General features: G+C 39.6%; 20 protein-coding genes. All 20 read right to left on the bottom strand.

The annotated features are described in order from the left end of the window. Positions 1–1,107 precede the first annotated feature (1,107 nt). Positions 1,108–2,730, bottom strand: coding sequence for a protein-disulfide reductase DsbD (gene dsbD, locus B8983_RS13190; protein ID WP_084285876.1), 1,623 nt, complete (start codon positions 2,728–2,730; stop codon positions 1,108–1,110). A gap of 22 nt (positions 2,731–2,752) precedes the next feature. Then, positions 2,753–3,088, bottom strand: coding sequence for a divalent-cation tolerance protein CutA (gene cutA / locus B8983_RS13185; RefSeq protein ID WP_084285874.1), 336 nt, complete (start codon positions 3,086–3,088; stop codon positions 2,753–2,755). A 108-nt stretch (positions 3,089–3,196) separates the two neighbouring features. Beyond that, a complete protein-coding gene (gene rplQ / locus B8983_RS13180) occupies positions 3,197–3,589 on the bottom strand; it encodes a 50S ribosomal protein L17 (protein ID WP_084285872.1) in 393 nt (130 codons plus the stop codon). A gap of 15 nt (positions 3,590–3,604) precedes the next feature. Beyond that, entirely contained in the window at positions 3,605–4,585 is a 981-nt protein-coding gene (locus B8983_RS13175; RefSeq protein ID WP_084285871.1) for a DNA-directed RNA polymerase subunit alpha, read from the bottom strand. A gap of 26 nt (positions 4,586–4,611) precedes the next feature. Next, positions 4,612–5,235, bottom strand: a complete 624-nt coding sequence (rpsD, locus tag B8983_RS13170; protein ID WP_084285869.1) for a 30S ribosomal protein S4 — start codon at positions 5,233–5,235, stop codon at positions 4,612–4,614. Between the two features lie 85 nt (positions 5,236–5,320). After that, positions 5,321–5,725, bottom strand: a complete 405-nt coding sequence (gene rpsK, locus B8983_RS13165) for a 30S ribosomal protein S11 (protein ID WP_084285867.1) — start codon at positions 5,723–5,725, stop codon at positions 5,321–5,323. A gap of 18 nt (positions 5,726–5,743) precedes the next feature. Continuing rightward, complete coding sequence (gene rpsM / locus B8983_RS13160) at positions 5,744–6,109, bottom strand: 30S ribosomal protein S13 (RefSeq protein WP_084285865.1); 366 nt, start codon at positions 6,107–6,109, stop codon at positions 5,744–5,746. A 25-nt stretch (positions 6,110–6,134) separates the two neighbouring features. Further along, positions 6,135–6,251, bottom strand: coding sequence for a 50S ribosomal protein L36 (gene rpmJ / locus B8983_RS13155; RefSeq protein WP_084285863.1), 117 nt, complete (start codon positions 6,249–6,251; stop codon positions 6,135–6,137). Positions 6,252–6,274: 23 nt separating this feature from the next. Further along, a complete protein-coding gene (gene infA, locus B8983_RS13150; protein ID WP_084285861.1) occupies positions 6,275–6,493 on the bottom strand; it encodes a translation initiation factor IF-1 in 219 nt (72 codons plus the stop codon). Between the two features lies 1 nt (position 6,494). Next, positions 6,495–7,838 (bottom strand): preprotein translocase subunit SecY, encoded by a 1,344-nt coding sequence (secY, locus tag B8983_RS13145; RefSeq protein ID WP_084285859.1) that lies wholly within the window; start codon positions 7,836–7,838, stop codon positions 6,495–6,497. Positions 7,839–7,841: 3 nt separating this feature from the next. After that, a complete protein-coding gene (gene rplO, locus B8983_RS13140) occupies positions 7,842–8,282 on the bottom strand; it encodes a 50S ribosomal protein L15 (protein WP_084285857.1) in 441 nt (146 codons plus the stop codon). Positions 8,283–8,304: 22 nt separating this feature from the next. Next, positions 8,305–8,490, bottom strand: coding sequence for a 50S ribosomal protein L30 (gene rpmD, locus B8983_RS13135; RefSeq protein WP_084285856.1), 186 nt, complete (start codon positions 8,488–8,490; stop codon positions 8,305–8,307). Between the two features lie 19 nt (positions 8,491–8,509). Beyond that, complete coding sequence (gene rpsE, locus B8983_RS13130) at positions 8,510–9,028, bottom strand: 30S ribosomal protein S5 (RefSeq protein WP_084285853.1); 519 nt, start codon at positions 9,026–9,028, stop codon at positions 8,510–8,512. A gap of 34 nt (positions 9,029–9,062) precedes the next feature. Continuing rightward, positions 9,063–9,419: a 50S ribosomal protein L18 gene (gene rplR, locus B8983_RS13125; protein ID WP_084285883.1), complete on the bottom strand. Its 357-nt coding sequence runs from the start codon at positions 9,417–9,419 to the stop codon at positions 9,063–9,065. 15 nt (positions 9,420–9,434) lie between these two features. Continuing rightward, on the bottom strand, positions 9,435–9,968 hold the full coding sequence (gene rplF, locus B8983_RS13120; protein WP_084285850.1) for a 50S ribosomal protein L6: 534 nt from the start codon (positions 9,966–9,968) through the stop codon (positions 9,435–9,437). Positions 9,969–9,978: 10 nt separating this feature from the next. Next, positions 9,979–10,374, bottom strand: coding sequence for a 30S ribosomal protein S8 (gene rpsH, locus B8983_RS13115; RefSeq protein WP_084285845.1), 396 nt, complete (start codon positions 10,372–10,374; stop codon positions 9,979–9,981). Positions 10,375–10,395: 21 nt separating this feature from the next. Continuing rightward, the gene (rpsN, locus tag B8983_RS13110) at positions 10,396–10,701 is read right to left on the bottom strand and encodes a 30S ribosomal protein S14 (RefSeq protein WP_084285843.1); all 306 of its coding nucleotides are present in this window, start codon (positions 10,699–10,701) and stop codon (positions 10,396–10,398) included. A 9-nt stretch (positions 10,702–10,710) separates the two neighbouring features. Then, complete coding sequence (rplE, locus tag B8983_RS13105; RefSeq protein ID WP_084285841.1) at positions 10,711–11,253, bottom strand: 50S ribosomal protein L5; 543 nt, start codon at positions 11,251–11,253, stop codon at positions 10,711–10,713. A gap of 11 nt (positions 11,254–11,264) precedes the next feature. Continuing rightward, positions 11,265–11,573: a 50S ribosomal protein L24 gene (gene rplX / locus B8983_RS13100; protein WP_084285839.1), complete on the bottom strand. Its 309-nt coding sequence runs from the start codon at positions 11,571–11,573 to the stop codon at positions 11,265–11,267. A 9-nt stretch (positions 11,574–11,582) separates the two neighbouring features. Further along, entirely contained in the window at positions 11,583–11,951 is a 369-nt protein-coding gene (gene rplN / locus B8983_RS13095; RefSeq protein ID WP_084285837.1) for a 50S ribosomal protein L14, read from the bottom strand. Between the last annotated feature and the right edge of the window lie 78 nt (positions 11,952–12,029).

Below are 12,029 nucleotides of genomic sequence, written 5' to 3'. Positions count from 1 at the left end.
GAACTATTTACCCTTGTCAACACTTTCTGACGAAAAAGATGAAAAGATTTCGGTTTTCTTTTTATTCTTTCCTCCTCCCCCCTCTCTCAACCCCACCAATGCTCACTCTGACTCGTTTTCTCTGCTTTGAGTTTATTTTTGCCGAGATCGTTGATTCACTCGATAAATATTCTTTTTAACAACATTAATTATTTTTAAATTAGATCTTTCTGTCGGTCTAATCATCCCCTGAAATAATCGAATCTTTAAATATTTATTACTTTGTGGATTAATCTTCGTCTTTTAGGGGTTAGAAGCGAACCTTGAAGTAGTTCAATGTGATGGTGTTTGTTATTCAAAGGATTGTTAAATCGGATCCTGTCAAACCAGTTGTCTCCACAATTTTACGCAGTGTAAATTAGGGTATCTCATTAACTATGGTTTTGATTCATCCTTCTATCTGATATCTAGTCATCTAGGCATAATGGCCTAATCTACTTTTGTTAAGAATACATAATGTCTGCATGTCGAATCTTTTTTTCTTCAACTTTGTGTTTTGATGGCAAAAAGACTTTTAAATTTCCAATGTTAAAAATACCAAATAGTTAGTAAACACTTGTCATGTGTCTTTTCGCAGGCAATTGTCTGTAGTGCCTATCAAAGCTTTTAAAAACATATTGACTCAGCTCAAACCAAGCGTCTAATCGAGTTTTGTTTCATCAAAATAGCCTATCGATTACTGAACTTACAACGCCTAATAATCTTACTATCATCACCATATAATCAACTTTGGAAATTTTTGAATATCTCTTTATAAATTTCATTGCCCATTGAGACAGTTTCCCAAAGTACCAAATTAAAATAGTTGGTGGTAGTTCTCGATTTCTACACTTTTAAGCTGTGCGGCAAGTCTAGCCACTCGAACTATTTGTTTCATGGTGACGGGACTTAAGAGCGGCAAGATTGGCCACACTGAGCAATGGGAAAGTATTTGAGGCCCTCCTAACAATCAACCCTAAGTATGGCACTAGCGCTTTATCAGAACGCTCTCAACCGATACATTAAATGAGTAGCGTTGGATAAGGCCGAATAAGAAAACTTGCCATCAAGTTCATGGCTAGGAGGATGTCAAAGAGCTAATAATAATTTTTGAGGGCCAACAACACCTACTATTTTTTTCGACTTTTGTTCAACCCCGTTGACATCAAAAATCAGGATTGCAGGAGGTCCGAAAATACTGTATTGATTTAACAATGCTTTTTGGTCTTTGCCCATTTCGGTAATGTCTACTTCAATGAGTTCATACTCTGCAAGCTTTGCTTTTACTATGTCACTCCCTAAGGTTTGTATTTCTAACTCTTTACAACTTACGCACCAGTCGGCTGAAATAATGACCAAAGTTTTTTTATTTTTTTCTCTCGCTTGAGATAGTTTTGCTTCTAGATCTACAGTTTTTGTAACGATCTCAAATTTTAGTTCGTTAATGACCTTAAATTGATTGACCCCTTGTTGCTTAAAAAAAGATTGGAGGGCTGGTAACATGACCCAAAAAGCCAACAAGATCATTAATATTCCAAATGATCTTTGCACTCTTAACATCCATTTTCCAGCTCTAGGTACGATTTTGCTCGCGCCAATAGCAAATAGTAAGAGAGGCACACCCATGCCACACGCCATGACGAAAAGAATCAATCCCCCCAGTTGTATCTGTCCACTCTGGGCAATAAAGGTTAAGACACCCGCCAATGGCGCTGAGACGCAAGGGCTCGCTACTAAACTGGAAAGTGCGCCAAGAGCAAATACTCCATACAGGTTTCCACCTTCATGTTTGCCGATCCAATGGTCCACTCGTGATTGCCAAGAGTGTGGCATTTGTAATTCATAAAACCCTAAAAGGCCAGCAGATAGAATGAGCATTAAGCCCCCAAAGGCCAACAAGACCCATCTGTTTTGTAAACCTGCGGTTATGCCGGCTCCAAACCATGCTGTTGCCATCCCCGCTAAGCTAAAGGCGAATGCCATTCCAAGAACATAAAATATCGCTAAGATGATGGTCTTTTTTCTTGGTAGTAAATGATGGTCGACTGTACCAAATACAACACTAGATAAAATTGGCAACATGGGCAACATACATGGTGTAAAAGCTAAACCAATACCTAGTAAGAAAAAAACCAATAATAATATGGGCAAACTGGTACTAGTTAATAATCGATTTAAGGCATTTAAATCCTCTGATACTTCCCACCAAGATAATTTAGAATTTTTCTGTTGAGTGGACAATTCCATTTCGGGGTCAATCGAGTTTACGGCTTTACCATATTCTTGTATGAGTAGACGTCTGAGCATTGGTGGATAACAGATGCCTTGTGAAGCGCAACCTTGAACAGTTACATCCAAAAGGATCGGCGATAAATCAGGAAACGACTTTGTGGGATATTCGAACAGCACCTCCCCCTCATAAGTCTTCACAATTTTTTGAAAATTATTATCGAACTTTTCGTGGGGTTGAGGTTGCTTGCTTGGTAAAATTTTTACATCGGAATCTTTTAAGCTTAAGGCAATCGATTCTTGATAAATGTAATATCCTGGGGCTGCGTTGTAAATAACTGTCAATGACTCAGCGCTTAATATCGCCTTTATTTCAAAGGCTTTTTCCGGAGGTAAAAACTCCTCGGTCCTAGCAACAGATTGAAATGTAGTGAAAGTCGCAAGGCAGGAAATTACTAGCGAAAAGATTTTATTGAGCATCATCTAAGAATATCTAAATTTGTATTTAGTTGTTACCTTTTTCAATAATTTCTTGAATCATCCAAACGTAGTAATAATGAGATATGTCTCGAATTGGTAAAGCGAGAATTTCAGGCACAGAGTAGGGGTGTAACTCCAAAATCTTTGCTTCGATTGGAGCCCAGAAAATACTAAAAGTCTTTGCCTGAACGATACACTCTGTTGATTGCTCTACTTCACCTTCCCAATGATAAATACTCTTCACCGGACTACTGATGTGTACGCAGGCGATCATTTTTTCATGTAATAAATGTGTTCCAATCGATTCAGCAACCTCCGTAGAAGGCGCAGAAAATTGAACAATGATTGGTTCGTATTGCATAGTCGATTTATCAATAAAATATCATTGTGGCAGAAGATAGTAACTCACGTATGCAAAAAGCCAGAAGATGTTTAAATCTTCTGGCTTTGAATCTTCTTAAAAGAAAATTTATTCGGCTTCTACAACTGAATCTAGATCGATTTCTGGACGGTCAACTAACTCAACCAATGCCATCGGTGCATTATCACCAACTCTGAAACCAAATTTTAAAATACGTGTATATCCACCTGGACGAGCAGCATAACGAGGTCCTAATTCATTGAATAATTTAGTAACCATTTCTCTATCACGCAAGCGATTGAATGCTAAGCGACGATTTGCTAAGTTATCCTTTTTGCCTAAAGTGATTAAAGGCTCAACTACCCGACGCAATTCTTTTGCTTTAGGCAATGTTGTCTTAATCAATTCATGTTGCAACAATGAATTTGACATGTTACGTAACATCGCTAAGCGATGTGATGATGTGCGGTTTAATTTACGCAGTCCGTTTCCGTGACGCATGATACTTCCTTTCTATTATCTCTCAAGACCAGCAGGCGGCCAATTGTCTAACTTCATACCTAAAGTCAAACCTCTTGCAGCCAAAACATCTTTAATTTCATTTAAAGATTTACGTCCAAGATTAGGAGTTTTTAACAACTCATTTTCTGATCTTTGGATTAAATCACCGATGTAGTAAATATTTTCAGCTTTTAAACAATTCGCAGAACGAACTGTTAATTCCAAGTCATCGACTGGTCTTAACAACATCGGATCTACAACAGGTGAACGGCTAGTTTGAATGTCGCCCAAGATTTGATTGTTTTCCAAAGCAGCAAAAACAACTAATTGATCAACCAAAATACCAGCAGACTGACGAATAGCTTCTTCAGGAGAAATAACACCATTCGTTTCAATGGTCATGACTAAACGATCTAAATCGGTACGTTGTTCAACACGAGCAGATTCAACGGCATAACTAACTCTAGTAATTGGGCTAAAAGAAGCATCTAAAACGATACGGCCAATTAATTTAGTTTGTTCATCAGCGTAGTTACGCATATTACCTGGAACATATCCACGACCTTTTTCAATCTTAATTTGCATATCTAATTTACCACCAGCAGATAAATTAGCGATCACGTGATCAGGATTAATTAAAGTAACATCATGGGGTAATTCAATATCTGCAGCAGTAACAATTGCAGGACCTTCTTTACGTAACATCAATGTAACTTCATCACGTGATTCAAGTTTGAATACGATTCCTTTCAAGTTCAAAAGAAGATTGACAACATCTTCCTGAACGCCATCAAGGGTTGAGTACTCATGTACTACGCCACCGATACTAACTTCGGTTGGTGCAAAACCTGACATAGAAGACAATAAAACACGGCGAAGTGCATTACCTAAAGTGTGGCCATAGCCACGTTCAAATGGCTCCATGACAACCTTAGCTTGGTTATCGCCAATTGCTTCAACAGAAATAATTTTGGGCTTAAGCAGTGTTGTTTGCATATATTTTCCTTATGGGGATGCCTCAATTAACGCGAATAAAGTTCGACAATTAAACTTTCGTTGATATCACCACTAATTTCGTCTCTGTCAGGAGTTTTCTTGAAAACACCTTCAAGTTTTGTTGTATCAACAGAAACCCAACTTGGTTGTCCGATCTGCTGTGAGAGTGTTAAAGACTCTTGTACGCGCGTTTGCTTTTTAGCTTTATCACGAATTGCAACAACATCACCAGGCTTCACTTGCATGGATGGAATATTAGCAACTTCGCCATTGATCAAAATGGCTTTATGTGAAACTAATTGTCTAGCTTCAGAGCGAGTAGAACCAAAACCCATTCTATAAACAACGTTATCTAAACGTGATTCTAGTAATAACAATAAAGTTTCACCTGTATTACCTTTACGGCGATCAGCTTCAGCAAAATAACGTCTAAATTGACGCTCTAAAATGCCGTACATTCTTTTTACTTTTTGCTTTTCGCGTAACTGGTTACCGTAGTCTGATGTTCTTGCACCAGATGTTCTACCATGTTGACCAGGTTTACTGTCTAATTTACATTTATCTGATAAAGCACGACGTGCGCTTTTTAGAAATAAGTCGGTACCTTCCCGACGTGATAATTTAGCCTTAGGGCCTATATAACGTGCCACGTTTCTTCCTTTCTTTGCCTTTGCTTACGCAAAGGTTAGTTCAATTTTAATTGAACAGTGGGCTTAAATAAAACCGAAGTATGTATTAAATACGACGGCGCTTTGGAGGGCGACATCCGTTGTGTGGAACGGGTGTTACATCCTGAATTTCAGTAATTTTGATGCCTAAAGCATTTAATGCTCTAACAGCTGATTCACGACCAGGTCCAGGGCCTTTAATTTGAACTTCCAAATTTTTGATACCGCATTCAATTGCTGCTTTACCAGCAACTTCAGCAGCAACCTGAGCAGCAAAAGGTGTAGATTTTCTTGAGCCTTTAAAGCCTTGTCCACCTGAAGTAGCCCAAGAAAGCGCATTTCCTTGGCGATCAGTAATAGTTACGATCGTATTGTTGAACGACGCATGCACGTGAGCGATGCCGTCAGCAATATTTTTCTTAACTTTTTTACGTACACGAGAAGACGCGTTCGATTGTTGTGGTTTTGCCATTTTAGTTTCGCTTTCCTATTATTTCTTCAATGCCACGCCAGCCTTACGAGGGCCTTTGCGAGTACGAGCATTGGTTTTAGTACGTTGACCACGAACTGGAAGACCTTTACGATGGCGTACGCCACGGTAACAACCTAAGTCCATGAGACGCTTAATATTCATCGTGATTTCACGACGAAGATCACCTTCAGTAGCAACTAAACCTACTTGCTCACGAATTTTTTCTAAATCGGCGTCAGTCAAATCTTTGACTTTCTTTGACTCTGGAACACCAGTCGTTGCGCAAATACTTCTTGCGCGAGTTAAACCGATTCCGAAAATCGAAGTTAATCCGATAACAGTATGTTTATGGTTTGGGATATTAACCCCGGCGATACGTGCCATATAAATTCCTCTAAATTAAATCTACTTAACCTTGACGCTGCTTATGACGCGGATCTGTTGAACAAATCACACGCAATACGCCTTTACGTTTAATGATCTTGCAGTTACGGCAGATACACTTAACAGATGCCAATACTTTCATCACTCACCTCTATAAAAATCAAACTACTTAGCGCGAAAGATGATCCGCGCACGTGTTAAGTCATATGGAGTCATTTCCACAGTAACCTTATCACCTGGCAGAATACGAATGTAATGCATCCGCATCTTTCCCGAAATATGACCTAAAACTACGTGTCCGTTTTCTAACTTCACACGAAACATAGCATTAGGTAAATTTTCTACAATCTCACCGGCCATTTGAATGACATCATCTTTTGCCATATCAAGCACCCGGTCCCATGTTGAAGTTGGCTTTCTTCATTAACGAACCATATTGCTGCTGCATTACGTAAGATTGAACCTGCGCCATAAAGTCCATCGTAACAACAACAATAATTAACAAGGAAGTACCGCCGAAATAAAACGGAACATTCCAATTTAAAACTAAAAACTCGGGCAATAAACAAACCACTGTGATGTACGCAGCACCAGCTAAAGTCAAACGAGCCAAAATTTTATCAATATACTTAGCAGTTTGATCACCTGGACGAATTCCTGGAACAAACGCACTACTTTTCTTTAGATTATCGGCAGTTTCACGACTATTGAAGACGAGAGCCGTATAAAAGAAACAGAAGAAAATGATCGCACTTGCATACAAAATAATGTAGATGGGTTGACCAGGTTGTAAAGTGCCACTCAAATCTTTAACAAAACGAGATACAAAGTTTGTGTTCTCACCAGAAGTAAACCATTGAGCAATAGTTGCTGGGAACAAAATAATGCTTGAAGCAAAAATTGGAGGAATAACACCAGCCATGTTTAACTTCAGAGGTAAATGGGAGGATTGACCACCATAAACTTTGTTACCGACTTGACGTTTTGCATAATTAACTAAAATGCGTCTTTGACCACGTTCAACAAAGACAACAAAGAAGGTAACCGCTCCAACAACAATGACGACCAAGATTGCTGAAATGATACTCATTGCACCAGTTCTCACTAGTTCAAGCAAACCACCAATTGCATTTGGAAGGCCAGAAGCTATACCGGCAAAAATAATGATAGAAATACCATTACCAAGTCCACGTTCCGTTACCTGCTCACCCAACCACATCAAAAACATTGTTCCAGTGACCAAAGTAACAACTGTGGTGATTTGAAATAATACGCCAGGATTAATAACTAATCCTTTTTGTGATTCAAGGGCAACAGCTATACCAAAGGCTTGGAAAGTTGCTAATAAAACTGTTCCGTAACGCGTATATTGCGTAATTTTTCTTTGTCCTGAGCGACCTTCTTTTTTCAATGCTTCCATTGAAGGAATAACGACCGTAACCAATTGCATAATAATAGATGCAGAAATATACGGCATGATACCTAGAGCGAAAATCGTGAATCTAGAAAGAGCACCACCAGAAAATAAATTAAACATTCCCAAGATGCCACCTTTGGCATCATTGAAAAGGCTAGCTAATTGATTGGGGTCAATACCAGGCACAGGAATGTGAGCGCCGAGACGATAAACAAGTAGTGCTAGAACAAGAAAAACTAAGCGATTTTTTAGATCACCGAATTTATTTCCAGCTTTAGCCATACTTGATACGTTAGACGGTTTAATTGCCATTAATTACACTTCCTCAAGGATTTTGCCACCAGCTGCTTCGATCGCAGCACGAGCACCAGCAGTAGCTGTTAATCCTTTTAAAGTAACAGCGCGAGATAACTCACCTGTCTTAATAACTTTCACAGATTTAATTTGTTCATTAGCCAAACCATGTTGTCTTAAAACAATTAAATCCACTTCAGTTACATCTAAAGATTGCAAATCAGCTAAAGTGATTTCACCAACAGAGCGTCTTGTTAATGATACAAAGCCTCTTTTTGGTAAACGGCGATATAAAGGCATTTGACCACCTTCAAAACCAACTTTATGAAATCCGCCTGAACGTGACTTTTGACCTTTGTGTCCACGACCAGCAGTCTTACCAAGGCCTGAACCAATACCTCTACCAACGCGACGTTTTGCGTGTTTTGCACCAGCAGCAGGTTTTAAATTATTTAATTCCATCATATCCTCTGAAATCTATTACTCAGTTAAGTACTTTAATGAGATAAGAAACTTTATTCATCATTCCGCGTACAGCAGGAGTATCAACTAGTTCCGATGTAGTATTAACGCGACCCAAACCTAAACCACGAACAGTAGCTCTGTGACTTTCACGTGTGCCGATTAAACTGCGCACTAGTTGGATTTTTACTGTTTTATTTTCAGCCATGTTTTTCTCGATTCTTAAATTAACCTAAGATTTCTTCAATAGTTTTGCCACGCTTAGCAGCAATCTCAGAAGGAGTACTCATCTTCGCAAGGCCGTTGATAGTTGCACGAACCATATTGTATGGGTTTGTTGAACCAATAGACTTAGCAACAACGTTAGTAACACCCATTACATCAAAAATTGCGCGCATCGGACCACCGGCGATAACGCCAGTACCTTCTTTAGCAGGAGAGATCAAAACACGTGAGGCACCATGCTCACCAATAACTGTATGCTGTAATGTGCCTTGACGGAGTGGAACCTTGATCATCTTACGACGTGCTTCGTCCATTGCTTTTTGAACAGCAACAGGCACTTCTTTAGATTTACCCTTACCCATACCAATACGACCATCGCCATCACCAACTACGGTAAGTGCTGCGAAACCTAAAATACGACCGCCTTTAACAACTTTCGTTACACGGTTTACAGCAATCATTTTTTCGCGTAAACCATCATCGCGCTCATCAGATTGCATTTTTGCTTGCATTTTTGCCATAATCTTTTTCCTTGACCTTTATCAGCTACGCCGATTAGAACTTGAGACCTGCTTCACGTGCAGCTTCAGCTAAAGCTTTTACGCGACCGTGATAACGAAAACCTGAACGATCAAAAGCAACATCTGTTACTCCTGCTTTGATCGCTCTCTCAGCAATTAACTTACCAATTTCAGTAGCAGCTTTGCTGTTACCACCATTGTTTGACAGCGCTGTACGTAATTCAGATTCCATTGTGGAAGCAGAAGCCAACACTTTCGTTCCACAAGCACTATACAACTGAGCAGAAATATGTAAGTTTGTACGCATAATAGCAATGCGTGGAACTACTAACTCTGCAATCTTGATGCGTGTTTGACGTGAACGACGTAAACGTGATTCTTTTTTGTTCAACATATTCGGCCTCGATTACTTCTTCTTGGTTTCTTTAATAATTACCACTTCATCGCTATAACGAACACCCTTACCTTTATACGGCTCTGGTGATCTGTAAGCGCGAACTTCAGCGGCTACCTGTCCAACTTGTTGCTTGTTGGAACCTTTAATTAGGATTTCAGTTTGAGTAGGTGTTTCAGCTTTCACACCTTCAGGCAACTGATAAATCACATCATGTGAAAAACCTAGTTGCAACTTAAGTGATGTACCTTGCGCTGCCGCACGATATCCAACACCTACTAAATTCAACTTGCGTTCAAAACCTTTAGTAACGCCGTTTACCATGTTGTTAACGATTGCTCTAGTTGTACCAGACAATGCATTAGACTCACGAGACTCATCATTACGACTTACAACTAACTGAGTACCCTCTTGCTTCAATGAAACTAATGGGTGAATTTGATGAGTCAAAGTACCTAATGGTCCTTTAACTGTAACTAAACCTGCATTAATTTGAATTTCAGCGCCTGCTGGAACTGCTATTGGTGACTTACCGACACGTGACATAGTTATCTCCTTAAGCTACGTAGCAGAGAACTTCACCGCCAACACCGTTTGCACGTGCTTTGCGATCAGTCATCAAGCCCTGAGGGGTTGAAATAATTGCTACGCCGAGACCATTCATCACTTGTGGAATCTCGTAACGGCCTTTGTAAATTCTTAAACCAGGTTTTGAAACACGTTCAATACGCTCAATAACAGGGCGACCTGCATAATATTTGAGTGCAATATTTAAAACCGGTTTTGCAGTTTCGCCAGTAATTTCAAAACTTTCAATGTAACCTTCGTCTTTTAAAACGTTAGCGATTGAAACTTTCAATTTTGATGAAGGCATTGTTACACCAGGCTTATGTACTGCTTGCGCATTACGAATTCTAGTTAACATATCTGCGATTGGATCGGTAAAGCTCATAAATTCTCCTAATCTGTCTTTTTACCAGCTGGCTTTAGTGACGCCCGGAATTTCACCTCTAAAGGCGATCTCACGGATTTTTCCGCGACCCAAACCGAACTTACGGAATGTTCCACGTGGACGTCCAGTCAAAGCACAACGATTACGCTGGCGAATGGGGCTTGCATTACGGGGTAAAGCTTGCAACTTTAAGCGTGCATCATAACGTTCTTCATCAGACTTTGAGGCATCTTCAATAGTTGCTTTGAGTTCAGCACGTTTTACAGCATATTTAGCTACTAACTTGCTGCGCTTTTTTTCACGTTCAATTAATGACATTTTAGCCACGATAACCCCTTAGTTACGGAATGGGAATTTAAAAGCCGCTAACAAAGCTTTTGCTTCATCATCGGTTTTAGCTGTTGTTGTAATACTGATATTTAATCCACGTAGAGCATCAATTTTGTCGTACTCAATCTCTGGAAAAATAATCTGTTCTTTAACGCCGATATTGTAGTTACCACGACCGTCAAAAGCTTTTCCAGAAACCCCACGGAAATCTCTTACACGAGGTAAAGCAACAGTAATAAAACGATCCAGGAACTCAAACATTCTTTGGCCACGTAAAGTTACCATCGCACCGAGTGGATAACCTTGACGAATTTTAAAACCAGCAATCGCTTTTCTAGCCTTGGTTACAACTGGTTTTTGACCAGCTAATTTTGTTAAATCACCAACAGCATGTTCAATTACTTTCTTATCCGCAATAGCCTCACCCAAACCCATATTTAAAGTGATTTTAGTAATACGCGGAACTTCCATTACTGACTTATATCCAAACTTTTCTGTTAGTTCCCCAACAACTTTGTTTGTGTAATGATCTTGTAGTCTTGTTGTCATATGTATTCCCCTTAAGCTGTCAAGATCGCGCCAGTAGTTTTAAGGAAGCGAACTTTTTTACCGTCAACTTCTTTAATACCAACACGAGATGGCTTACCATCAGCATCGACTAAAGCTACATTCGAAATCTGAATAGGCATTGTTTTATCAATCACACCACCAGTAACACCAGTTGCTGGATTAGGCTTGACATTTTTTTTGTATTGATTAACGCCATCAACTAGGACTTTATCGCCTAACATTGCGCTCACAACACCCTTTTTTCCTTTGTCGCGACCAGTAGTTACAACCACTTGATCACCTGTACGAATCTTTTTCATCGCTTCTCCTTAGATTACTTCAGGGGCTAAAGAAACAATCTTCATAAAGCGTTCAGTACGCAATTCACGCGTTACTGGCCCGAAGATACGAGTGCCGATTGGCTCTAATTTTGCATTTAGCAAAACTGCGGCATTTGCGTCGAATTTAATGAGTGAGCCATCAGCGCGACGAACGCCTTTAGCAGTTCTAACTACAACAGCGTTGTAGATATCACCCTTTTTAACGCGGCCTCTTGGAGCTGCGGATTTCACAGTTACTTTAATTACATCACCAATGCTTGCATAACGGCGCTTAGAACCACCTAAGACCTTGATACACATTACTTCACTGGCGCCAGTATTATCTGCGACCTGTAGTCTGCTTTCAGTTTGAATCATTATCTATTCCCCAACTTAAATGCCAATGGCAATCAGTCTTGGTTCCGTTAAAGGCCTCACCTACAAGAAGAATTCTTT

This window comes from Polynucleobacter kasalickyi, assembly GCF_900176405.1.
GTDB lineage: Bacteria > Pseudomonadota > Gammaproteobacteria > Burkholderiales > Burkholderiaceae > Polynucleobacter > Polynucleobacter kasalickyi.
This window is presented reverse-complemented; position numbering and strand designations above follow the sequence as displayed.